Annotated in this window: 22 protein-coding genes and 4 tRNA genes; 24 read left to right on the forward strand and 2 right to left on the reverse strand. The window is 39.0% G+C overall.

The genetic code is table 11. The features are described 5' to 3' along the window. Positions 1-171: 171 nt before the first annotated feature. The 3 genes from QFZ31_RS20725 to QFZ31_RS20735 all read left to right on the forward strand — a co-directional run bounded on the left by QFZ31_RS20725 (position 172) and on the right by QFZ31_RS20735 (position 2,877). Positions 172-933, forward strand: a complete 762-nt coding sequence (locus QFZ31_RS20725) for a ParA family protein (protein WP_179598976.1) — start codon at positions 172-174, stop codon at positions 931-933. Further along, a complete protein-coding gene (locus QFZ31_RS20730) occupies positions 926-1,783 on the forward strand; it encodes a ParB/RepB/Spo0J family partition protein (protein WP_307306405.1) in 858 nt (285 codons plus the stop codon). The genes QFZ31_RS20725 and QFZ31_RS20730 overlap by 8 nt, the downstream gene beginning before the upstream one ends. A gap of 365 nt (positions 1,784-2,148) precedes the next feature. After that, a complete protein-coding gene (locus QFZ31_RS20735) occupies positions 2,149-2,877 on the forward strand; it encodes a DUF554 domain-containing protein (RefSeq protein ID WP_307306408.1) in 729 nt (242 codons plus the stop codon). 57 nt (positions 2,878-2,934) lie between these two features. Here QFZ31_RS20735 and yyaC read toward each other — a convergent pair whose 3' ends face one another. Further along, on the reverse strand, positions 2,935-3,552 hold the full coding sequence (yyaC, locus tag QFZ31_RS20740) for a spore protease YyaC (protein WP_307306411.1): 618 nt from the start codon (positions 3,550-3,552) through the stop codon (positions 2,935-2,937). 319 nt (positions 3,553-3,871) lie between these two features. Between yyaC and QFZ31_RS20745 the strand changes: the two genes are divergently transcribed. From QFZ31_RS20745 to dnaB, 11 genes are all read left to right on the forward strand, one after another. After that, entirely contained in the window at positions 3,872-4,756 is an 885-nt protein-coding gene (locus tag QFZ31_RS20745; protein WP_307306414.1) for a mechanosensitive ion channel family protein, read from the forward strand. Between the two features lie 15 nt (positions 4,757-4,771). Continuing rightward, on the forward strand, positions 4,772-4,969 hold the full coding sequence (locus QFZ31_RS20750) for a DUF951 domain-containing protein (RefSeq protein WP_045519309.1): 198 nt from the start codon (positions 4,772-4,774) through the stop codon (positions 4,967-4,969). A gap of 71 nt (positions 4,970-5,040) precedes the next feature. Further along, entirely contained in the window at positions 5,041-7,038 is a 1,998-nt protein-coding gene (locus QFZ31_RS20755; RefSeq protein ID WP_307306417.1) for a molybdopterin-dependent oxidoreductase, read from the forward strand. A 135-nt stretch (positions 7,039-7,173) separates the two neighbouring features. Further along, on the forward strand, positions 7,174-8,274 hold the full coding sequence (gene ychF / locus QFZ31_RS20760) for a redox-regulated ATPase YchF (RefSeq protein ID WP_307193169.1): 1,101 nt from the start codon (positions 7,174-7,176) through the stop codon (positions 8,272-8,274). A 179-nt stretch (positions 8,275-8,453) separates the two neighbouring features. Continuing rightward, complete coding sequence (rpsF, locus tag QFZ31_RS20765) at positions 8,454-8,741, forward strand: 30S ribosomal protein S6 (protein WP_045519104.1); 288 nt, start codon at positions 8,454-8,456, stop codon at positions 8,739-8,741. A 66-nt stretch (positions 8,742-8,807) separates the two neighbouring features. Then, on the forward strand, positions 8,808-9,341 hold the full coding sequence (gene ssb, locus QFZ31_RS20770) for a single-stranded DNA-binding protein (RefSeq protein WP_307306419.1): 534 nt from the start codon (positions 8,808-8,810) through the stop codon (positions 9,339-9,341). 48 nt (positions 9,342-9,389) lie between these two features. Continuing rightward, a complete protein-coding gene (gene rpsR / locus QFZ31_RS20775) occupies positions 9,390-9,632 on the forward strand; it encodes a 30S ribosomal protein S18 (protein ID WP_063255175.1) in 243 nt (80 codons plus the stop codon). A 131-nt stretch (positions 9,633-9,763) separates the two neighbouring features. Beyond that, positions 9,764-10,708 carry a YybS family protein gene (locus tag QFZ31_RS20780; protein WP_307306421.1) on the forward strand — a complete coding sequence of 315 codons (945 nt, stop codon included), beginning with the start codon at positions 9,764-9,766 and terminating at the stop codon, positions 10,706-10,708. A 26-nt stretch (positions 10,709-10,734) separates the two neighbouring features. After that, positions 10,735-12,708: a DHH family phosphoesterase gene (locus QFZ31_RS20785; protein WP_307306423.1), complete on the forward strand. Its 1,974-nt coding sequence runs from the start codon at positions 10,735-10,737 to the stop codon at positions 12,706-12,708. After that, on the forward strand, positions 12,705-13,154 hold the full coding sequence (gene rplI / locus QFZ31_RS20790; protein ID WP_307306424.1) for a 50S ribosomal protein L9: 450 nt from the start codon (positions 12,705-12,707) through the stop codon (positions 13,152-13,154). The genes QFZ31_RS20785 and rplI overlap by 4 nt, the downstream gene beginning before the upstream one ends. A gap of 158 nt (positions 13,155-13,312) precedes the next feature. Next, a complete protein-coding gene (dnaB, locus tag QFZ31_RS20795; RefSeq protein WP_307306427.1) occupies positions 13,313-14,662 on the forward strand; it encodes a replicative DNA helicase in 1,350 nt (449 codons plus the stop codon). Between the two features lie 718 nt (positions 14,663-15,380). Here the strand turns inward: dnaB and QFZ31_RS20800 are convergent. Beyond that, the gene (locus QFZ31_RS20800) at positions 15,381-15,755 is read right to left on the reverse strand and encodes a nuclease-related domain-containing protein (RefSeq protein ID WP_307306430.1); all 375 of its coding nucleotides are present in this window, start codon (positions 15,753-15,755) and stop codon (positions 15,381-15,383) included. Between the two features lie 238 nt (positions 15,756-15,993). Between QFZ31_RS20800 and QFZ31_RS20805 the strand changes: the two genes are divergently transcribed. The 10 genes from QFZ31_RS20805 to QFZ31_RS20850 all read left to right on the forward strand — a co-directional run bounded on the left by QFZ31_RS20805 (position 15,994) and on the right by QFZ31_RS20850 (position 24,458). Continuing rightward, positions 15,994-17,286: an adenylosuccinate synthase gene (locus tag QFZ31_RS20805; protein WP_307306433.1), complete on the forward strand. Its 1,293-nt coding sequence runs from the start codon at positions 15,994-15,996 to the stop codon at positions 17,284-17,286. A 126-nt stretch (positions 17,287-17,412) separates the two neighbouring features. Continuing rightward, positions 17,413-17,488 (forward strand) — tRNA-Lys (locus QFZ31_RS20810). 29 nt (positions 17,489-17,517) lie between these two features. Next, positions 17,518-17,589, forward strand: a tRNA-Glu gene (locus tag QFZ31_RS20815). Positions 17,590-17,658: 69 nt separating this feature from the next. Beyond that, positions 17,659-17,735: transfer RNA gene (locus QFZ31_RS20820), tRNA-Asp, on the forward strand. Between the two features lie 7 nt (positions 17,736-17,742). Continuing rightward, a tRNA-Phe gene (locus tag QFZ31_RS20825) sits at positions 17,743-17,815 on the forward strand. A gap of 402 nt (positions 17,816-18,217) precedes the next feature. Continuing rightward, positions 18,218-19,672 (forward strand): M23 family metallopeptidase, encoded by a 1,455-nt coding sequence (locus QFZ31_RS20830; protein ID WP_307306435.1) that lies wholly within the window; start codon positions 18,218-18,220, stop codon positions 19,670-19,672. Positions 19,673-19,832: 160 nt separating this feature from the next. Continuing rightward, positions 19,833-20,543, forward strand: a complete 711-nt coding sequence (gene yycF / locus QFZ31_RS20835; RefSeq protein WP_179598945.1) for a response regulator YycF — start codon at positions 19,833-19,835, stop codon at positions 20,541-20,543. Between the two features lie 3 nt (positions 20,544-20,546). Continuing rightward, a complete protein-coding gene (walK, locus tag QFZ31_RS20840; protein ID WP_307306436.1) occupies positions 20,547-22,367 on the forward strand; it encodes a cell wall metabolism sensor histidine kinase WalK in 1,821 nt (606 codons plus the stop codon). Next, a complete protein-coding gene (locus QFZ31_RS20845; RefSeq protein ID WP_307306438.1) occupies positions 22,364-23,686 on the forward strand; it encodes a YycH family regulatory protein in 1,323 nt (440 codons plus the stop codon). Before walK ends, QFZ31_RS20845 begins: the two co-directional genes overlap by 4 nt. Beyond that, positions 23,673-24,458, forward strand: a complete 786-nt coding sequence (locus QFZ31_RS20850; protein ID WP_307306441.1) for a two-component system regulatory protein YycI — start codon at positions 23,673-23,675, stop codon at positions 24,456-24,458. The genes QFZ31_RS20845 and QFZ31_RS20850 overlap by 14 nt, the downstream gene beginning before the upstream one ends. Positions 24,459-24,466: the final 8 nt, after the last annotated feature.

Here is a 24,466-nt window from a genome sequence, read left to right on the forward strand (position 1 = left end):
ATTTGATTCGTCATGATTATTTTATGAAAACAAATAACAATAAATCAGATTCATGTTAAAATAAATAGCATGGAAATTATAATTTACTAGTTTAGACTGCGAAAATGACAGGTTAACTAGTTGATATGACTAGAATTTAAGTACTTTATTTGAAACAAGGTAGGTGACATCGTGGGCAAAACTATTGCAATCGCGAATCAAAAAGGCGGAGTTGGAAAGACAACTACCTCTGTCAATCTAGGCGCCTGCTTAGCATACATTGGGAAAAAGGTTTTATTAGTAGACATTGATCCACAAGGGAATGCTACGAGCGGAATTGGTATCGAAAAGGCAGATGTAGCACAGTGTATATATGATGTTTTAGTAGACGATGTGGAAGCAAAGGATGTTATTAAACCAACATCTGTTGAAAATTTATATGCGATTCCGGCTACTATACAGCTTGCAGGAGCGGAGATTGAGCTTGTTCCTACTATCTCAAGGGAAGTCCGATTAAAGCGTGCACTTGAAGAAGTGAAGGACCAATTTGATTATATTATTATCGATTGTCCGCCTTCACTAGGATTGTTAACGCTCAACTCCTTAACAGCTTCTGACTCTGTGTTAATCCCGGTTCAGTGTGAATATTATGCTCTCGAAGGTTTAAGTCAGTTATTAAATACTGTAAGACTAGTACAAAAACACTTAAACCAAGACTTGAAAATAGAAGGCGTGCTATTAACGATGCTCGACGCCCGAACGAATTTAGGCATTCAAGTAATCGAAGAAGTGAAGAAGTATTTTCAAGATAAAGTATATAAAACCATTATTCCAAGAAATGTACGTCTAAGTGAGGCACCAAGCCATGGCGAACCAATTATTACGTATGATTCAAAATCACGAGGGGCAGAAGTTTATTTAGATCTAGCAAAGGAAGTGGTCTCAAATGGCTAAAGGTCTAGGAAAAAAAGGCATAAATGCATTTTTTACAAATATCGAAGCCGGTAAGGAAGAGACTGTCCAAGAAATAAGTTTAAAAGAATTGCGACCCAACCCTTACCAGCCAAGGAAAACCTTCCAACAAGAGGCCATTGATGAATTAAAAGAATCTATTATAGAACACGGGATTCTCCAGCCTCTTGTCGTTCGAAAAAGTATTAAAGGTTATGAAATTGTCGTGGGAGAAAGACGTTTCCGGGCAGCAAAGGAAGCAAAACTTGCCTCTGTCCCAGCTGTTGTAAGAGAGTTAACCGAACAGCAAATGATGGAATTAGCCGTTTTAGAAAACCTGCAGCGTGAAGACTTGAATCCCATTGAAGAGGGACAAGCCTACCAAACTTTAATGGAAAAGTTAAAGTTCACACAAGAAGAAGTAGCCAAACGTTTAGGGAAAAGCCGTCCGCATGTTGCGAACCATATCCGGCTGTTGTCTTTGCCTCCCAAGATTCAAGAGCTGATTTCAGATGGAAAAATCTCGATGGGCCATGGCCGCGCACTTTTGGGATTGCGTCAAAAGGCAAAGCTTCCAGCCTTAGTAGATAAAATAATTCAGGAATCATTGAATGTTCGTCAACTAGAAAAGATCATTCAAAATCTTAATGAAAATGTTCCACGTGAAACAAAAAAGCCTGAAAAGAAAAAAGATGTGTTTATCCAGGAACGGGAACACTCCCTTCGCGAACGATTTGGAACAACTGTAAACATTAAGCAGACAAAAAATAAAGGCAAGATAGAAATTGAATTTTTCTCCAAAGAGGATTTAGAACGTATTTTAGAAATGCTGGGTCAAGAAGAATCACTTTAAACCATCAATGGATGGTTTATTTTTTTATAAAAAAGCTATGTTAAAGATAAATTTTGTTTTAGAACCCTGTTGATTGGAGCGGAAGGCACGAAGACTCCTGCGGGAGTACGGGGCTGGGGAGACCCCACAGGCGCTTAAGCGCCGAGGAGGCTCCCCGGCACGCCCGCGGAAAGCGAAGTGCCTCGGGACAGGCAAAGGCAGCCTGTCCCTGCGGTGATTATTCGAGGAAGCATTCCTTAGTGGAGTGGAAATCAACAGGCCTATTTAACACAGCTATATTAAAAAAATAACTTTCCAACTCTATTAAAAAGTGATAGTTTAATACTATTATTAATTTCGAGTTTCGAAGAATAGGTGAAGAGCAGATGTTTTTACTAGGGACACTTGTAAACGGGTTACTAATTATAATTGGTACACTGATTGGAAAGCTTTTAAACAGAATTCCTGAAAGCATGAAAACTACGGTTATGTATGCAATTGGATTATCAGTGATTGTATTAGGACTGCAGATGGGTTTAAAAAGCGAGAATTTTCTGATTGTGATTATTAGTTTAGTTATGGGCGCTGTTTTTGGAGAACTCATGCAATTGGAGGAAAAGCTCAATCAGCTTGGGCTTTGGCTGGAAAAGAAAATTGATTCTAGCAAAATAGGTTCAAATGGAAAAGGAAGTATTGCAGAAGGTTTTGTTACTGCAACCTTGATCTTTGTCATTGGGGCTATGGCAATCATAGGAGCACTTGATAGTGGAATACGCGGCGATCATGACGTCTTGTATACGAAAGGGCTCATTGATGGCTTCACGTCAATTATATTAACAACTACCCTGGGAGTGGGCGTTATATTTTCAGCTATTCCAGTCATGCTCTATCAGGGGTTAATTGCTTTATTCGCCACCCAAATTAACACCTTTATTCCCCAGGTATTGATGGATCAATTCATTGTTGAAATGACTGCTACAGGCGGTGTCATGATTTTTGCTATTGGGCTCAATCTAACAGGATTAGTAAAAATAAAGGTAGCAAACCTCCTCCCTGCTATTGTTGTGACAGGATTTATCGTAACCGTTCTCTATTTATATCGTTTGTTTTTGTAAGATTTTACAAATTCAACAATAGTAATAAGAGCAGCTAGGCTGATCCCGGCTGCTCTTTTAATTGGTCTTTTTTCGCTCCTCTTGAATTAATTCCTGCAGCCTTCCTTTGGAATGGAGAATACTTGCTTGATGAATCCCATTTGCAATGGTCTTTGCCATTTTCATTACCAAATTTAATCGGGTATTTTGTAAGACAAAAAACTCCATAAAGCCACTCACATTGACAATCCCCGTAATGTGAATATCACCGACTGCCGGAAGCTCTTTGTTCACACCAGCCCCAGGTTTAACAGGCCCATTACCCACCTGGATCACCCCAACATTCTTCATTCGTCCTAAACACGCATCGATACCAATAATGTAGGGATCCTGATGTTTTACTGCTATTTCCTTTAACCGGTCACCCAAATTAACAGCATGAATGGGTTCATCTAACGTACCATAGACATGAAAAGAAGAAATGTCCTTCTCCTCTAGAAGTGATCCAACAAGTGGTCCTAATGAATCCCCGGTTGAGCGGTCTGTTCCGATACAAACAAATACGATGGGACGTTGAGATGCCCGTGGCAGGAACTTGATTAATTCCATGGTTAAATTTTCAACAGCTTGAAAATCATCATGGGGTATCCGTCCAGTATTGGTCCTCCTGTCAAAGAAACTAGGTTTCAGATTCATAAGTACACTCCTTAATTGTGACCAATTTTTCCCGCTTTCTTTTAAGTTGTCTAGCTCCAGCGCCTAGGGGCTCGGGTCATAAGCCAATCCGTCAAGAAGGTTAAAGAACAACCTTCCTGCCGGCTCGTCTTATGCCCGTCGCCCCTGGTCAAGGCGCCTCCGCTTTTCTAACAGTATACGGAATATTAAGAAAATCTATACATGATGAATAAAAGATATTCCAAAGTTGAAAAAAGGAATAAATCACAATACTATAAACTACAAGGGAAACTTGATAAAATAAGAATGATTCAATAGTGTGAGAGGAAAGGATGTTCAAATGACTTCTACAGAAAGAATTATTCAGAGATTTGTTGATAAATTCCAAAATGAAGATACATGGCTGGCTATTGGGGAAGGTTTTCTAAAAATTATAGCGATTATGATTGTGGCTAAGATCTTAATCAAGCTGGGAAGTATGGCCATTGATAATGTTTTTAAGCTAAGAACTCGTTCGCCGCTTAAAACCTCAGAACGAAGGGAAGAAACATTAGCAAAGCTTCTTGATAATGTTCTTACATATGTCGTTTATTTTATTGCATTTATGATGATTCTCTCAGTCTTAACCATTGATGTAAAAGCATTGATTGCAGGTGCAGGGGTTGTCGGCCTTGCTGTTGGTTTTGGAGCTCAGAGTCTCGTAAAAGATGTAATAAGTGGTTTCTTTATTATTTTTGAAGATCAATTTTCAGTCGGAGATCATATTCGAATAGATCAGTTTGAAGGAACCGTCCAAGCTATTGGTTTACGGACAACAAAGTTAAAAAGTTGGACAGGAGAAGTTCACATTTTGCCGAATGGCAGTATCATTCAGGTCACGAATTTCTCTTTAAATAACAGCCTTGCGATAATCGACATATCGGTTGCATATGAAGAGGATATTGAAAAAACGCAAAATATCATCAGGGATTTACTTGAAACAATGCCGGATAAATACGAAGCATTAATAAAGGCACCAGAGCTTCTAGGGATTCAAACCTTAGGACCGTCAGAAATTGTTTTACGAATCGTTGCTGAAACATTACCTATGAAGCATGCGGGTGTTTCTCGGGATATTAAGAGAGATATCAAACAATGTCTAGATGAGCATGGAATTGAAATTCCATATCCACGTATGGTCATGTACTCAAAGAATTCTGGAAATATCAATGAACCTAGTATTTAAAAGGAGAGGTATTGAATGGAAGAAAAAGAGTTTGGGTTAAATGATGTCGTTGAAATGAAAAAGCAGCATCCATGCGGGACCAACCGATGGAAAATTATCCGGATGGGGATGGACATTCGAATCAAATGTGAAGGCTGCGAACATAGTGTAATGATCCCTAGACGAGAATTCTCAAGGAAAATGAAGAAAATATTGGTGAAGCATGAACAGTAGTTTATGCTTCTTTTTTTTGGTTAACTGTATTATTCTAGTTAAAAAGTAGAGATCGTTTTGGGGGTGGAGTAGTGGCGAGTATTGTGAAATCAGCGTGTCCATTGAATTGCTGGGACAGCTGTGGTTTTCATGTAACGGTAGAGAACGATAAAGTAATAAAAGTTGAAGGTGACCCTTCCCACCCCATTACCAAGGGGAAAATTTGCGGCAGAGGCAGAATGCTCGAAACAAGGACGAACTCACCTGAACGGATTCTTTATCCCTTAAAAAAGGTGAACGGAGAATTTAAGCAAATTTCATGGAATCAGGCTCTTGATGAAATTGCCATACAGTTGAAGGAAATAAAAGATCAATATGGTTCCACGGCTGTTCTCCATAGTCATGACTATGCGAACAACGGGATACTTAAAAATCTAGATCAACGATTCTTTAATGCATATGGCGGTGTAACGGAGCTTTATGGTTCACTTTGTTGGGGTGCTGGAATTGAGGCGCAAAAATGGGACTTTGGCGATGCTTATGGTCATGAACCAGAGGATGTTTTAAATAGTAAAAACATTGTCGTTTGGGGAAGAAATGTAGCACGTACCAACATGCATTTTTATGAAAAGCTCCTAGAAGCAAAGAAAAAGGGAGCGAAGATTTATGTTATTGATCCACTTTTTAATGCAACTGCGAAAATAGCAGATGAATATATGTCCGTAAAACCTGGTATGGATGGTTTACTAGCTTCAGGGATTATAAAGGAAATCCTCCGTTTAGGACTTGAAGATCGTGAATTTATTGAACACTATTCATATGGTTTTGAGGATCTAGAGAAACTGATTGAAGGCATATCTTTAGAAAAAATAAGTGAAATGACGGAAGTGTCAGTCGAGAAAATTCAGCTATTAGCAAAGGTCTTTGCTGATAAACCAACCTCTACTTTTATGGGACTTGGTCTGCAACGGTATAAAAATGGCGGGAATACGATCCGTTTGATTGATGCCCTTGCAGCGGTAAGCGGGAATATTGGAATACCTGGCGGTGGTGCTAATTACGCCAACCTGCAAGTTGGGCAAAGCTTTGATATTTCCAACTTAACGCTAAGCAGCCGGAAGGAAAGACATCGACAGTTTTCAATCATGAAGCAGGCGGAGGAAGTGCTTTCTGCCACTAATCCGGAAATAAAAATGATTGTGGTTACCTGCGGTAATCCGTTAACACAGGTCCCAGATTCATCGGTTGTAGAAAAGGCATTTTCATCAGTTTCCACACTCGTTGTAATTGAGCAATTTATGACCGATACAGCTCAACTGGCAGATTATATCCTGCCAACCACCACTTCTTTTGAGGAAGAAGATCTTTATTATTCTTCCATGTACCATCATTATGTTAATTATGGTCCGAAACTCGTTTTAGCTCCTGAAGAAGCTAAGTCGGATTTATGGATTTGGACACAGCTTGCTGAAAGACTTGGGTTTGGTGAGGATTTTCAGTTTTCAAGAGATCAGTGGCTGGAAATGTCACTTCACTCTTTAGCAGAAAAAGGACTTACAATAGATGAACTTAAGGAACAGCATACGCTGGAACTGCCGGTGAAAAAAGTCCCGTGGAGTGATCACCAGTTTAAAACAGCTTCCGGGAAATTTGAATTCACATCCATGAACAAGGGCGAAGAAGGACAACTGACTTTAGCTGTTCCTGAGGAATCTAAATGGAACAATCCTCTACTTGCGGAGAAATTCCCTTATAATTTATTGACGATTCATCCATTAAGATCTAATCATTCTCAAAACTATCATCTTTTTTCTAAAGCACCTGTGTTAAAGGTAGAGGTTGCGGAAAATATAACAGTTGATAAACAGTTACAGGAGGGCGACTATGTCAGAGTATGGAATAATCGCGGTGAAGTAAAAGGATATCTTTCCATCCTGCCAAAGGCTCATCCAAACACGATTAATATCGATGAAGGAATTTGGAAAAGGTTTGGCGGTTCAGTAAATAACCTAACCTCAAGCGGAGAATCCGATAACGGTCTCGGCAGTACCTTGTACGATTGTCTAGTGAATATTGAAAAGGTAAACTAACTGGTGCCTAGTGCACCAGTTGTTTTTGTTGTTCTTGTCTTTTTAGCTTCTAATGCCTATAATTGTGAGAGGCTTTTTAATAATTCTTGGACGTTATTTTTTTAAATAGATATATATCTTGAGGAGTGAAAGTACATGGCATTAACAGCTGGAATCGTAGGTTTGCCGAATGTTGGTAAGTCTACATTATTTAATGCAATCACACAGGCTGGGGCTGAATCAGCCAATTACCCTTTCTGTACGATTGACCCTAACGTAGGAATTGTAGAGGTACCAGATCACCGCTTAACAAAACTAACGGAACTTGTTCAACCGAAGAAAACAGTTCCAACAGCTTTTGAATTTACCGATATTGCTGGGATTGTAAAGGGTGCGAGTAAAGGTGAAGGATTAGGAAACAAATTCTTATCACATATTCGTCAAGTAGACGCAATTTGCCAAGTAGTCCGCTGTTTTGCAGACGAGAACATCACCCATGTATCAGGAAAAGTAGATCCTATTTCAGATATCGAGGTTATTAATTTAGAGTTAATTCTTGCAGACATGGAGTCTGTTGAAAAAAGAATTAGCCGCGTTGAAAAATTAGCTAAGCAAAAAGATAAAGACGCAGCAGCTGAGTTTGAAGTACTCTCCATGCTTCGTGACGCTTTTGAAGCTGAAAAGCCAGCACGTACGGTTGAATTTACGGAAGAACAAATGAAAATCGCCAAAATGCTTCACCTTTTAACGATTAAGCCTGTTTTATATGTGGCAAACGTTGGTGAGGATGATGTAGCAGATCCATCAGGCAACGAATATGTTCAAAAAGTACGTGAATTTGCAGCAGCGGATAACGCTGAAGTGATCGTGGTCTGCGCCAAGATCGAGGAAGAAATTGCTGAACTGGAAGGCGAAGAAAAGCAAATGTTCCTTGAAGAGCTTGGAATTGAGGAATCGGGTCTTGACCAGTTAATTCGCGCAGCTTATAACTTGCTTGGACTAGCTACCTACTTTACTGCAGGTGTTCAGGAAGTTCGTGCCTGGACGTTTAGACACGGCATGAAAGCTCCACAATGTGCTGGTATTATTCACTCAGATTTCGAACGCGGATTTATTCGTGCTGAAACAGTCTCTTATGATGACTTATTAGCAGCAGGAAGTTATAATGCTGCTAAAGAAGCTGGGAAAGTCCGTTTAGAAGGAAAAGAGTATTTAGTAAAAGACGGAGATGTTATTCACTTCCGTTTCAATGTGTAGAATTGTCAGCCTTGCGTTTGCAAGGCTTTTTACATGGAAAGACTTTTAAGGAAAAAAACTAGAAATAGTGAACAACCTTGCTTTTCGTCTTTAACTATGATAAAATCTTAACTTGTGAGTAATGAATAATTGCTCCTTGCCCAAAGTTGGGCCGTTTAGACCAAAAGGAGGTGACTGTGATGAATAAGTACGAAATCATGTACATCATCCGCCCAAACATTGAAGACGAAGCGAAAAAGGCTCTTGTAGAGCGTTTCAACGGAATTCTTCTTGAAAACGGTGCGGAAACTGCTGAAACAAAAGATTGGGGTAAGCGTCGTTTAGCTTACGAAATCAACGATTTCCGTGATGGTTATTACGAAATCGTGAAAACTACATCTTCAGCTGACGCGGTACAAGAATTTTCTCGTCTTGCGAAAATCAGCGAAGATATCATTCGCCATTTAGTAATTAAAGAAGAAGCTTAATATAAATACATTTTGGTTGGATGTTTCACATGAAACATTCTCCTCAAAGAAAAGGAGTTGATTCTGATGATGAATCGTGTCGTGCTTGTTGGCCGTTTAACTAAAGATCCTGATTTGCGTTATACACCAAATGGGGTTCCTGTTGCTACTTTTACTTTAGCTGTTAACCGTCCGTTTTCTAGTCAGGCAGGTGAACGTGAAGCAGACTTTATTAATTGTGTTGTTTGGCGAAAACCAGCTGAAAATGTGGCAAACTTCTTGAAAAAAGGCAGTCTTGCAGGAGTAGATGGTCGCATTCAAACCCGCAACTATGAAGGACAAGATGGTAAGCGTGTTTACGTTACTGAAGTTCAGGCAGAGAGTGTTCAATTTCTTGAACCGAAAAATGCGTCTGGCGGCGGTGGCGGAAGAAGCGACAATGATTACTTCGGAGCTCCACCTAGGGAACCGCAAGGAAATCCTTATGGAGGCGGCAATCAGAATCAACGACAGTATCAAAACACTAACAATAACAATAATAAAGGTTTTACAAAAGTGGATGATGACCCGTTCGCAGGTAACGGTCAGATAGACATCTCCGATGATGATCTACCATTTTAACGTAAACTTTTTATAATCGTTAATCATTTAATAAAGGAGGGAATTTTCATGGCAGGTGGAGGACGTAAAGGCGGACGCGCGAAGCGCCGTAAAGTGTGCTATTTCACAGCAAATGGCATCTCACGCATCGATTATAAAGATGTAGATTTACTTAAAAAATTCATCTCAGAACGTGGAAAGATTTTACCACGTCGTGTAACTGGTACTAGCGCTAAATATCAGCGTAAACTAACTGTTGCAATCAAACGTGCACGTCAAATGGCATTATTACCATTCGTTGCGGGTGAATAATAGTATGAAATATATAAGGCAGCTGGGGTTTATCCCTTGCTGTCTTTTTATTTTCTTGCAGATTTGTTGAATAGGAGAGCGTAACTGGCTAAAATTAAGAAATAGGCTTTTGAAATAATTGAGGTGAAGTAGTGAAAAATGTACGTAAATTAACAGAAGGCGCAATCCTTTTAGCAGCCTTTGCTGTTTTATTATTACTAACGATTTATGTCCCGTTTCTAGGGATGATTGTAAACTTATTTTTAGCAGTGCCATTTATGCTCTTTGCATCCAAAAATGACGGGAAAAGTAACGTTGTTTTTATAGTTGCATCCCTTCTCCTCTCGTTTATTGTAGGTACGATTATGTCGCTGCCATTAACACTTGCATATGGGACAACAGGTGTCGTAATCGGCTACTTAATTCAGAAACAGAAGAACATGGGTGTTTTATTCATCGCGGGTTCTCTTGTCTTTTTAGTCAATTTAATTATTATATATGTGGCAAGTATCGTTCTCTTTAAAGTCGATATGATTACTGAAATGATTGAAATGATGCGGGAATCACTCAACGTTTCGGCGGACTTACTAAAGAATTTTGGGAATACACAAGACTCTGAAAAAGTGTTGGAACAGTTTAATAATGGATTAAACTTAATTAAGACATTAATTCCCACTCTATTTGTTCTCTCGTCTTTTTTGATTGTATTCATTATGCAGCTTATATCCTTTCCCATCATAAAGAGATTCGGCGTTAGGGTTGAAAAATGGAAAAGTTTTAAAGAGATATCACTTCCAAAAAGTATATTATATTACTTTCTCCTTACCTTGCTAGTTAATATGTTGATGAATCCAGAAGAGGGCAGCTTTTGGTATATGGCCATTATCAATATGACCTATATTCTTCAATTTTTGATGATCCTGCAAGGATATACATTTATCTTTTATTACTTCGATAAAAAGGGTTTTTCGAAGGCCATTTCTATTACAATAGCGATTGTCTCTTTTCTCATTCCAATTTTCCTTTATATTGTGGGGATATTAGGTATAATTGATTTAGGCTTTGATTTACGAAAAGGCTTTAATAAAAAAGAGTGATGACTACTGTTTAGGAGCTGAAAAAATTGCCTGCATTTATAGAAAAACGCTCGATTCGATACCCTTTTTACGGGCTAATAGGCATTACAGTAGTGCTGCTCATTGTCCTGTGCTACTATAATTGGGTACTTAGCCTAGTGGGCTTATTTCTCATTATTCCGCCGCTGTACTATATGATAGTGATTGAATCCAGCCAAAGGAAAGAGATGGAAGAATATATCTCAACTCTTTCTTACAGAGTGAAAAGGGTCGGCGAAGAAGCACTGATGGAAATGCCGATTGGAATTATGCTCATCAATGATGATTACTTTATCGAGTGGACCAATCCCTTCCTATCCTCTTATTTTGATGAAGACACCCTTATTGGTAAGTCGCTCTACGAAATAGCAGATTCGTTAATACCGTTAATTAAGCAAGAGGTTGGCACAGAAATTATTACACTGCATGAGCGGAAATTCCGCGTCATTCTTAAAAGTGAGGAAAAGCTCCTCTATTTCTTTGATGTCACAGAACAAAAAGAAATTGAAAAAATGTACCATGATGAACGCACTGTTATCGCAATTATCTTTTTAGATAATTACGATGAATTAACACAAGGAATGGATGACCAAATGCGTGGAAGCATTAACAATTTGGTTACTTCAACCTTAAATAAATGGGCCCAGGATAACGGGATTTTTCTTAAAAGAATCTCATCTGAAAGGTTTATCGCTGTTTTTAATGAAGCGATTCTCCAACTCTTGGAAAAGGGAAAATTCACTGTCCTTGATGATGTACGAGAAATGACCTCTAAGCAGAATATCTCCTTTACGTTAAGTATTGGTGTAGGTGCTGGGACTCCTTCCCTGCCTGAGTTGGGCGTATTAGCACAGTCAAGTTTGGATTTAGCTTTAGGACGAGGCGGCGATCAGGTTGCAATCAAACATCCAAATGGTAAAGTGAAATTTTTTGGCGGCAAAACAAATCCGGTTGAAAAACGGACAAGAGTACGTGCCCGCGTTATTTCCCATGCACTAAAGGATTTAATTACCGCAAGTGATAAAGTTATTATAATGGGACACAAAAATCCCGATATGGATTCTATTGGCTCTTCCATTGGTATTTACAAGGTAGCGCAGATGAATCAAAAAGATGCCTACATAGTTTTAAACTTTCAAGAAATGGATGGTGCTGTTCAAAGGCTGATGGAAGAAATCCGCCATCAAGAGCAATTATTTTCTCGATTTATAGGTCCAGAAGAGGCATTGGAAATTTCAACAGAAAAAACACTATTGGTCATCGTGGATACCCATAAACCTGCGCTAGTAATTGAAGAACGACTTCTTAATAGAATTGATAACGTTGTTGTAATCGACCATCATCGTCGCGGGGAAGAGTTTATTGAAAATCCAGTTCTTGTTTATATGGAGCCATACGCGTCTTCTACAGCGGAGCTTGTTACCGAATTTCTTGAATACCAGCCAAAACGCGGTAAAATAGAAATGATAGAAGCTACTGCACTGCTCGCGGGAATCGTGGTGGATACAAAAAGTTTTACCTTACGGACAGGTGCCAGGACCTTTGATGCTGCCTCCTATCTAAGAGGTCAAGGGGCAGATACCATTCTCGTTCAGAAATTTTTAAAAGAAAGCGTTAATACCTATATTAAGAGGGCTAAGTTAATTGAATCCGTTGCTTTTTACCGCGATGGAATTGCCATTGCAAAAGGTGAAGAAAATGAGCTTCATGACCAAGTCCTTCTTGCTCAAGCCGCAGATACACTCCTTACGATGGATGGTGTAGCAGCCTCGTTTGTCATTGCGAAACGCAATGAGGGGCTGATTGGTATTAGCGCCAGGTCGCTTGGCAACGTCAATGTTCAGGTAATCATGGAAAAGCTTCAAGGCGGCGGTCATTTGACCAATGCAGCCACCCAGATGACCGGAATTTCCATTACGGAAGCAGAAAGACAATTAAAGATAGCAATTGAAGATTATTTTGAAGGTGGGAAAAAGGAATGAAAGTAATTTTTCTAAAAGATGTAAAAGGTAAAGGCAAAAAAGGTGAAGTAAAAAATGTGGCAGATGGTTATGCTCATAACTTTTTAATTAAGCAGGGTCTTGCCATTGAAGCAAATAGTGCCAACATTAGCACATTAGAAGGTCAAAAGAAGAAGGAAGACAAACGTGCGGCAGAAGAACTTGCGGAAGCGAAAAAGCTAGGAGAACAATTAGAAAAGATTACAGTTGAGCTATCTGCTAAAGCGGGTGAAGGCGGACGCCTCTTTGGTTCCATTACCACAAAACAAATTGCCGAAGAGCTTCAAAAGAAACACGGAATTAAAATCGATAAACGTAAAATGGAATTAGCAGACGCCATTCGTACCTTAGGTCATACAAAGGTTCCTGTTAAACTTCATCATGAAGTTGTATCTACGTTAACAGTTCATGTAAAAGAGGTAAAGTAATTTCCAGTTCAAATTTCAGCTAAACATGTTAAAATAATAAAAGCAAACAAGTGATGTGATCGGTTGAGACTGGTCACTTTTCTTCATTATGGACATATTTAGGTTGAGAACTATTAATATATATAATTTATCCTCTTCAAATAGGAGGTTTTTGATAGATGAATGATGTATATGCAGATCGTCTGCCGCCGCAAAATATTGAAGCCGAACAAGCTGTCTTAGGTGCGATTTTCTTAGAACCCTCTGCCTTAACTGTGGCTTCCGAAATCTTGATACCAGAAGACTTCTATCGTGCCTCTCACCAGAAGATTTTTAATGCGATGCTGAAGCTGAACGATGAAGGTAAGGTAGTTGACCTTGTCACGGTAACCGAGGAATTAGCTGCAGCGAAGCTGATTGAGGATACAGGCGGAGTAAGTTATTTAAGTGAATTGGCGAGCTCTGTGCCGACCGCAGCCAATATTGAATATTATGCTAGAATCGTAGAAGAAAAGTCTTTGTTGAGACGATTAATTCGGACAGCAACCGAGATTGCTTCAGACGGCTATTCTCGTGAAGACGAAGTAGAAGCACTTTTAAGTGAGGCTGAAAAAAACATCCTCGCCGTAGCACAGCGCAAAAATGCTGGAGCGTTCCACAATATTAAAGATGTCCTTGTTCGTACGTATGATAATATTGAGCAAATGCACCAGAATGCTGGGGAAATTACCGGTCTTGAGACAGGCTTTATTGAGCTTGACCGAATGACAGCAGGATTCCAGCGCAATGACTTAATCATTGTCGGCGCTCGTCCTTCTGTGGGTAAAACCGCGTTTGCCTTAAATATTGCGCAAAATGTGGCGCACAAAACAGGCGAAAATATCGCCATCTTTAGTCTTGAGATGGGTGCTGAGCAGCTTGTTATGCGTCTCCTTTGTGCCGAGGGGAATATTGATGCACAAAGGCTTCGTACCGGTACGCTAACCGATGATGACTGGGGTAAACTGACGATGGCGATGGGCAGCCTTTCTAGCTCAGGTATCTTTATTGATGATACTCCAGGGGTAAGAATCAGTGATATTCGTTCCAAGTGCCGTCGTTTAAAGCAGGAGCACGGTTTAGGGATGATCTTAATCGACTACTTACAGCTTATTTTAGGTAGCGGTCGTGCTGGCGAAAACCGTCAGCAGGAAGTATCGGAAATCTCGCGTTCCCTAAAGCAATTAGCGCGTGAGCTTCAGGTTCCTGTTATTGCCCTGTCCCAGCTTTCCCGTGGTGTTGAGCAGCGTCAGGACAAACGTCCAATGATGTCCGATATCCGTGAATCCGGTTCGATTGAGCAGGACGCCGATATCGTTGCCTTCTTATACCGTGATGATTACTACGATAAAGAATCCGAGAATAAGAATATCATCGAAATCATCATCGCCAAGCAGCGTAACGGTCCAACTGGCACCGTCTCACTCGCATTCGTAAAGGAATACAATAAATTCGTAAACTTGGAGACACGATACGATCCAAGTGCTTAGGGTTTTTAGAGAGCTCAGCCAAGGTTTTTGGCTGGGCTTTTTTTTATAAATAAGGTATTTTTGTCACTTGCCCGTGAAAAACGAGGTCATCGGTAACGATTATAGGCAATTCGTTCCCGCTCTAGTTTAATTTGGAGGTTCAGGGTAACGAATAACGATTATTCATGCCCGTTCTCGCTTGAAAAGTAGCTAGGTGGTAACGAATAGAAAAAGCTACTCTTTTAAGCTGTAATAAGTTGACCTACAATGTCTATGGAGTGTTAGGTTTTTCCCTAAAATACGTCTAATTGTTTTTTTAGACTCTATGATTTGACACCAGTCGTGAATAAAATCGACAGTTATTCTCTTATCAGGAAATAACAATGCAAACTCCCTCACGCTCCTCAAAACAGCTTCATCTATCCCCTCAACACACCCACACTGCTTACATATCAATGTAGTGTCTGAGAAAAACGTTTTACAGTTAGGGCAACTTATCCCCTTCTTCAATTGCTCATAAGAATATCGGGGTAGTCGTTCATAAGGTGATTCCACAATATGTCGCGCATTTATTTGTTCCGCTAATTGATAGTACTTTTTATGCAACTTTACAGGCCTAGTATTTAATTTTTTCAAAAAGCGATTTAACTGTGTTGGAAAAATAATTGCAGGATTTATGGAGGGTGTGTATAAATGAAACTCGGGGTTATTGAAAATTAGATAGGATTCAATCGTAAAATCATATCCTAATTCGTGCAGCAATTTTTTCAGGTAAGGTCTCACAGCGTTCTAGTTGGTGTAGTGGGTTTTTTTGGAGAATGCCTGCAGGGTTATACCATTTATCATCTTTAATAGTGTAGTCCCCTTCGAAATACTTTATATCTAAAAGGTAAATCTTCTCACAGGCAATTATTAAGGTATCGATTTGAAATTTTGAACCATTATATTCAAGTGATAAATCAGAGAGAATTATCCACTCATCGGTTAGTCCTTTCAACCAGACGTCACTTTTTAACTCACCTTTATAGCCCTTTTCAAGGTTTAAAAAATTAAGGGCTTCACTACTGCTAAACACCATACGTGGGTGTAAATACCGTAAAAGAACTAATTCCATTTTTCCGGCCGCGGTCTAAAAATCATATAACACTTCCTTTATCATTATTTTAAAAAACTATAATACCTATTTTATGGAAAACCTACTTCCGATACAAGTAGATTCCTAAATTAATATTTTACGAACATATTTTAATAACTTTATATAAATCGTTCGTGTTTAATTGACTTTTACCCATAAAAATTGTTAAACTTGTCTGTGGGAAAAAGAAATGCGTATATAATTTGGAGGTGCCTTTATGACATCAGTAGTGGTAGTTGGTACACAATGGGGAGACGAAGGAAAGGGTAAAATTACCGATTTTCTTTCTGAGAATGCAGAAGCAATTGCACGTTATCAAGGTGGAAATAACGCTGGCCATACGATCAAGTTTAACGGTGAAACATATAAGTTACACCTGATTCCATCAGGAATTTTTTATAAAGAAAAGATTTGTGTGATTGGAAATGGAATGGTTGTGGATCCGAAGGCACTTGTAGCAGAGCTTGCTTACTTGCATGAAAAGGGAATTACAACGGATAACCTTCGTATTAGCAATCGTGCACATGTAATCCTTCCTTACCATTTAAAGCTTGATGTTGTTGAGGAAGAAAGTAAGGGTGCCAATAAAATTGGAACCACGAAAAAAGGAATTGGACCTGCTTATATGGATAAAGCAGCTCGTGTCGGTATCAGAATCGCTGACCTTCTTGAGCGTGATGTTTTTGAAGAAAAGCTTGAACGAAACCTGGCTGAAAAAAATCGTTTGTTTGAACGTATTTATGAAACTACAGGGTTTACAAAAGAGGAAATTTTAGACGAGTACTTTGAATATGGACAGCAAATTAAACAATATGTTTGCGATACATCAGTCGTATTAAATGACGCTTTAGATGATGGTAAACGAGTTTTATTCGAAGGCGCTCAAGGTGTTATGTTGGATATTGACCAAGGTACGTACCCATTTGTAACTTCTTCAAATCCAGTTGCAGGTGGCGTCACGATCGGTTCTGGTGTTGGACCGTCAAAAATTACTCATGTTGTGGGTGTTTGTAAAGCCTATACTTCTCGTGTAGGTGATGGACCGTTCCCGACAGAATTATTTGATGAAATCGGCAGCCAAATCCGTGAAGTCGGTCGTGAATACGGTACAACTACAGGACGTCCACGCCGTATTGGCTGGTTCGACAGTGTCGTTGTTCGTCATGCACGTCGTGTCAGCGGTCTAACTGATCTATCTTTGAATTCAATTGATGTTCTATCAGGAATCGAAACATTGAAGATTTGTACTGCATATAGCTATAAAGGTGAATTAATTACCGAATATCCTGCGAGCTTAAAGGTATTAAGTGAATGTGAGCCTGTTTATGAAGAACTTCCAGGCTGGACTGAGGATATTACAGGAGTTAAATCATTAGATGAATTGCCCGTTAATGCACGTCATTACGTTGAGCGTGTAACACAGCTTACTGGAATACCATTAACAACTTTCTCTGTAGGACCAGACCGCAATCAAACAAATGTTGTTCGCAGTCCTTGGAGACAAATTTAATCATGAATAGGCCCTCGATTTCCGAGGGCTTTCACTTTTTAAAAAAACTTTTTTAAAAAGTATTGCACTATATGTATAAACCATGCTATTATAAAAAGCGTCGTCACGAACGACAATACTTAGTAAGAGCCATTAGCTCAGTTGGTAGAGCATCTGACTTTTAATCAGAGGGTCGAAGGTTCGAGTCCTTCATGGCTCACCATTTTATTTTTAAAAAACTTTTTAGAATATGGCCCCTTGGTCAAGTGGTTAAGACACCTCCCTTTCACGGAGGTAACACGGGTTCGAATCCCGTAGGGGTCATTGGCATTTGATTGTTGGCAAGTGATTGGCAAGTCCGGTCTTCTTGCTGACGATCAATATTAAAAAAATGGTTTGGTAGTTCAGTTGGTTAGAATGCCTGCCTGTCACGCAGGAGGTCGCGGGTTCGAGTCCCGTCCAGACCGCCATACATATGGCTCAGTAGCTCAGTCGGTAGAGCAAAGGACTGAAAATCCTTGTGTCGGCGGTTCGATTCCGTCCTGAGCCATTATAAAGGGGAAGCTTACAAATTGTGAGCTTCTTTTTTATTTGTTACAAATGTAATGTTATTGTAAAAAAATATCCAAATATTTACATAGGTTTATCGAAGCTTGTCTTATTTTGTAAAAGGTGATCAATTTATAATACCTACCAGAAACGTTGGTATAATAAGTTTCACATACAGAAATAGGAAATATAGCATACATAAAATTGTAATGATTTTGCCACTTGAAACTCCTACGAATGTAGTTAAATGTCAGGTATTATACAAATTTGTTACATTATAAAGACTATTCGTTATTTATTTAAAAATTATGGTAAAGTTATAGAGTCGAAAAAGAGGGAAATTTCACTTGTGGTTATAAAGTACTAGATTAAGAGAGTTGTTTCCGTAATTTAGGAGGTTCCAATGTTATTTTTTAATAAAGGAAGTAAATTTGCGAATAAACAATCCTTGAAAACTGCTGTTATGACAGCGTTTGCAGCGTCTGCGTTAATCTTTAGTAGTGTTTCTGCTAGTGCTGCTGGATCAATAAAGTTAACAACGGTATACCATGTATACAATAATCAACAATATATAGGCACTGTTTCTAATAAAGAAGTTGTTGAAAAAATTGTCGAAGAAAAAGCAGCTGAGTTTCAAGAATCAACTAAGGATTTAAACTTAGAGTTTGGCTCAGATGTTGAGTACATAAAAGAACAAGTTTTTCATTCAACAGCAAATGATACAAAAACGATTCAAAACCTTGAGAGTTCGATTCAGCTTGAAGCTGAAGCTTCCTCCCTTGTCATTGACGGACAGCCCGTTGCGTTCGTAGAAAATCAAGAAACGGCTGAAGATGTTATTAAACGACTTAAGCTTGGGTTTGTAACACAAGAACAACTAGATGAAGTAGAAGCAAGAAAATCTGCACCTGCAGCGGAGTTACCTCCATTGCAAGAAAATGAAACTCGTATATTAGACGTAAGAGTATCGAAAAATGTTTCATTTGATTCAGAAAATGTTTCACCGGACAAAATTATGTCTGCAGAAGAAGCAGTTACATTCTTACAAAAGGGTACGTTGGAAGAAAAAAAATATGTGGCACAATCAGGTGATGTTCTAGGAACGATTGCCAATGATCATGGATTAACGTTAGGAGACTTTCTTGCATTAAATCCAGGTCTTACAGAGGATTCTGTTGTAAATATTGGTCAAGAGGTTAATGTGACGGCTTTAAAGCCATACCTTGAAATCACCGTTGAAAAAGAAGAAAATCGAAAAGAAGCGATTCCATTTGAAAATCAAGTAGTGGAAGACGCTAATATGCCAAAAGGCGAAACAAAAGTTCAGCAGGAAGGTAAAAATGGTGAACGCTCTGTAAATTATCGTATTTCAACACAAAATGGAGTAACCGTCAGCAATGTGGTAACAAGTGAAACTGTACTTACTGAGCCTGTTCCGCACATTGTTGTAAAGGGCACAAAGGTGATTCCTTCACGCGGTACTGGAAATCTTACATGGCCAACAGTAGGAGGATATATTTCCAGCCAGCAAGGTCAGAGATGGGGTAAAGCCCACAAAGGAATTGATATTGCGAGACCTAGCAATAGAACGATAAAGGCTGCTGATAATGGTAAGGTTGTATCTGCGGGAAATGGTGGCGACGGCTATGGTAACAAAATTGTTATAGATCATGAAAATGGTCTGCGTACAGTATATGCTCACCTAGATTCAATTGGAGTAAGTGTAGGACAAACGGTTTCACAAGGGTCAGCTATTGGTGTAATGGGTTCAACTGGTAACTCGACAGGAGTCCACTTGCATTTTGAAGTCTACAAAAATGGAGCACTACAAAATCCTTTAAATTACGTGCATCAATAATTACACAACACAAAAGAGTCTCTACTGTACTAGAGGCTCTTTTGGTGTTAAATACTACTAATAGATGAATTACTGCTGAAACCATGGTAAAGTAAACTAGAATAGAAATGCCATTTAGTTAATCTATATATTTATTTTTAATAACAAAGGAGCAATAGGTATGGAAAAGAAAATTCTCGTAGTGGATGATGAAAAACCGATTGCGGATATTTTGCAGTTTAACTTAAAAAAAGAGGGTTACGATGTTTACAGTGCTTATGATGGAAATGAAGCTCTGGTAATGGTAGAAGAAGTACAGCCAGACTTAATTCTCTTAGATATTATGCTTCCGTTAAAGGATGGGATGGAAGTATGCCGTGAAGTGCGTAAGAAATATGATATGCCGATTATTATGCTGACTGCAAAGGATTCTGAAATAGATAAGGTTTTAGGACTTGAGCTTGGTGCGGATGATTATGTTACGAAGCCTTTTAGTACGAGAGAGTTAATTGCGCGGGTAAAGGCAAATTTACGCCGTCATCAAGTTGTTGTATCTCAAGCAGATGAAGAGGTAGAAACCAATGAAATTGAAATTGGCTCTCTTACGATTCATCCTAACGCATATGTGGTTTCAAAAAGAGGAGAAACAATAGAATTAACTCACCGTGAGTTTGAACTGCTTTACTATTTAGCGAAACATATTGGACAGGTAATGACGAGAGAACATTTGCTGCAAACAGTATGGGGCTATGATTATTATGGGGATGTTCGAACAGTAGATGTAACGGTTCGCCGCTTACGTGAAAAGATTGAAGATAATCCAAGCCACCCTACGTGGATTGTTACCCGCAGAGGAGTGGGCTACTATTTGCGTAACCCTGATCAGGAGTAATGCATGAATAAGGTTAGTTTTTTTCGCTCTATACACGTCAAATTCGTCATTATCTATGTCCTGCTTATTCTAGTGGCGATGCAGATAATTGGCGTTTATTTTGTTAGGCAGCTGGAAGAAACATTAAGGACAAATTTCCAAAATTCCCTAAAGGAACGTGTGAATTTACTCGCCTATAATGTGGTCGAAGAGATGGAAAAGAAAAGAACACCTGAAGATCCTACCCTTGAAGAAGAAATTCGGAAAATACTGCGTGATTTTGAATCGGCTGATATTTTTGAAGTGCGGGTGATTGAGGGTGAAACTCGAAAAATTGTTGGAACCTCCGATCCAAACCAAGTTGTGGTTGGTCAAAGAGACACGAACCTCCGTATAACCCAGTCGATCAATCTTGGAGAAGATTTGAGCAGTATCTTAATTGGAAACGGCGGTCATCGAATTTGGGTGCTGTCAACTCCAATAAAGTCAGGTAATACCGTCATTGGGGCCATTTATCTAGAAGCGAAAATTGAAAATGTATTTACCCAAATGAAAACCATCAATCGTATTTTTGCGACAGGAACGGGAATTGCTTTAGCGATTACTGCTATCTTAGGGATACTATTAGCTCAGACCATCACCAGGCCGATTGTAGATATGAGAAAGCAAGCACTGGCGATGGCGAAGGGAAACTTCTCACGAAAGGTAAAAGTGTACGGTCAGGATGAAATTGGGACCTTAGCAGTTACCTTTAATAACTTAACGAAAAAGCTTCAGGAAGCACAGGCTATGACCGAAGGTGAAAGAAGAAAGCTATCTTCTGTCTTATCGTATATGACAGATGGTGTGATTGCGACAGACAGGAAAGGCCGTGTCATATTAATCAATGATCCTGCGGCAGAGATGTTGAATGTTTCACGTGAAACAGTTCTTTCTCAGCCAATCGTTTCTTTATTAGGGTTAACGGATACAAATACGTTTGAGGATTTGTTAGAAGAAAAGGAATCATTGATTCTTGATTATAGTACAAAAAAGGAACCTTATATCCTCCGTGCTAACTTCTCTGTGATTCAAAAAGAGACTGGATTTGTTAATGGTTTGATTGCAGTCCTTCATGATATAACGGATCAGGAGAAAATTGATGCGGAAAGAAGAGAATTTGTGGCAAATGTATCGCATGAATTAAGAACTCCACTCACGACGATGAGAAGTTACTTAGAGGCGCTTGCCGATGGTGCATGGAAGGACGAAGACATTGCTCCTAATTTCTTAGAGGTAACGAGGACTGAAACAGAAAGAATGATTCGGTTGGTCAATGACCTCCTTCAACTATCTAAATTAGACAGCACAGATTATCGACTTAACAAAGAGTGGGTCAACTTTGTCGACTTTTATCATCGAATTATTGATCGTTTTGAGATGGCGAAAGAACAAAATGTCAGCTTCAAAAGGGAGCTGCCGAAGCATGCTATATTTGTAGAAATAGATGAAGATAAGATGACCCAGGTTCTTTACAATATTATCTCGAATGCACTAAAGTACTCTCCTGAAGGCGGCGAAGTTACTTTCTCCATAAAAGAGGAAGAAGAAAAAGTAATCGTCAGTGTTTCGGATCAAGGTGTGGGGATTCCGAAGGAGAATATCGGCAAAATCTTTGACCGTTTTTATCGTGTTGATAAAGCAAGAACACGGAAGTTGGGCGGGACAGGACTAGGTTTGGCTATTGCAAAAGAGATGGTTAATGTTCATGGCGGCATGATTTGGGCTGTAAGTGAAGAGGGAAAAGGAACGGAGATTTCCTTTTCGCTTCCATATGAACAAACGGAAGAGGATGAATGGTCATGAAATATGAAAATAGTAAATCAGCGATCTTAACATTTCTCATTCTGGTTAGCATTGTTTTAACTTGGAACCTTTGGACGTACCAGCCTAATTTTGACTTGCTGGAAAATGGCAATACGGTTGAAGAGGTAACGCTAAAAGAGAAACGGGAGCTTCACCAAATTATTAGTCCGGATCTGGTTCTTTTTCATCGTAATGGTCAGCATTTTGGAACCACAGATGCTGGCAGCTTAAATAAAATGATGAGTGAATTAAGGAAATGGTCTATCTATGATGTAGAAGATTATTCGGAGAATGTAGACGATATTAAAGAATTAGTCCATGGAAATGGAAATACAGAACTTGTTTTTCCTGCCGATATCCCGATTGAAATTTACCGAAGTGTATTGAAGTTCGAGGAGAAAAGAATTCCTGCCTTCAATTTTAATCGCATCGTTGTGAATGTTGAGAATTCTGAAAAGGGAAACGGTACGGTTTACTTTGTTTCTTCCGATTATCAGCACGTATACATCAGTCATATATCACCTAGTTTATTAAACGAATTTAACAAAAACTTTTATAAAAATGCAGAGCAGTATCAGCGTTATTTTCCATTTGAAGCGTCTGACCAGCGTACCGTCTATATCCCTGATGGAAACCTGGAAATGATGGAATATACCTATTTACCTGTCGTCTTAAATTCAGAGGCTTTCAAAGAAGCGTTGTTTAGTGATCCCAATTTCGTCCAAAGGGGCACCGTTTCTGGGGTAGAGGAATTTAGTGACGTTTCAAGTAAAATGACGGTTAATAATGAAACCAATATGCTGCTCTATGTGAATCCTACAGGTGAGTCCAATTATGTGGACGACTCTTATGATCTATTAAAGAGGAGTATTGATTTTATTAATGGACATGGAGGCTGGACAGACCCTTATCGTTATGTAGCAAAGGATGAAAAAAGGAAATCTGTTAAGTTCCGTTTATATAGTATCGACGGGTATCCCGTTTTTAATGAAAGTGGAATGTCAGAGATTGAGGAAGTATGGGGCAGAGATGAAATAACGAAATATGTTAGACCTAATATATCCTTGGAGCTTCCCTTAACCACAGAAATGGTAAAGGTAACTCTTCCAACAGGTTCTTCTGCATTGGAATTTCTCAAAACCCGAAAGAATTTTAAACCGGAATTACTAGAACAACTCGTTTTAGGATATCGGATGTCAAAGGATACAAGCGAAAATAAACTGATCCTCCTAGAGCCAGCTTGGTTTTACCGATATAACCAGACATGGGGACAAATCACAAAGGATGACCTGGGGGGATTGTTACATGGATTGGAGTAAAATAAAAACAATTTTTATTATTACGTTTTTGATTTTAGACGTCTATCTCTTATTTCAGTTTATGAAAATACGGGACGCTAATAAATATGAATATATTACACCAACCTCAATTGAAGAAATGCTGAAGATTGATGAAATCCGCTATAAAGAACTGCCAAAGGGGCCATTTAAGGATCAGTATCTAAGCGCAAAGCCCAAAATGTTTGCGAAGGATGATATTTTAAAACTGAAGGGGCAGACAACGGCACTAAAGGAACCCAGTACGTCTCTGCAGATGAAATTGGATAAACCTATACCTTTAAATGAAAAATTTGAGGCAGCAGATATTACTCCCTTTATTAAGGATAATGTATTGTATGGTGACCAATATCAATTTTGGAAAAAAGATGATAAGAAGAACACCATCACCTACTTTCAACATTATGGAAATATGACTTTATATGAAAATCTAAGCGGGATGCTTACGTTTCATATTGACGACAAAAATCAAATTGTGTCCTACGAACAGACCTATTTAGAGGATATAGAAAAAATGACAGAAAAGGAGGAAATCCTCCCTCCTTTGAAGGCACTGGAAACCTTGTACCAAAAGGGTATGCTGAAGCCAAAAAGCAAAATTACAAAAGTTGAACTCGGCTATTCATCATTAATTCAGCTCTCTGCTTCGCAAGCATTAGCGCCCACATGGCGTTTTGTGGTGGATGATAATCAAAGTCTTTTTGTTAATGCGTTAGAAGGTCAGATTATAGAATTTAACAGCGATGGAAATTAGATGTGGAG

The organism is Neobacillus niacini, assembly GCF_030817595.1.
Lineage (GTDB): Bacteria > Bacillota > Bacilli > Bacillales > Cytobacillaceae > Neobacillus > Neobacillus niacini_G.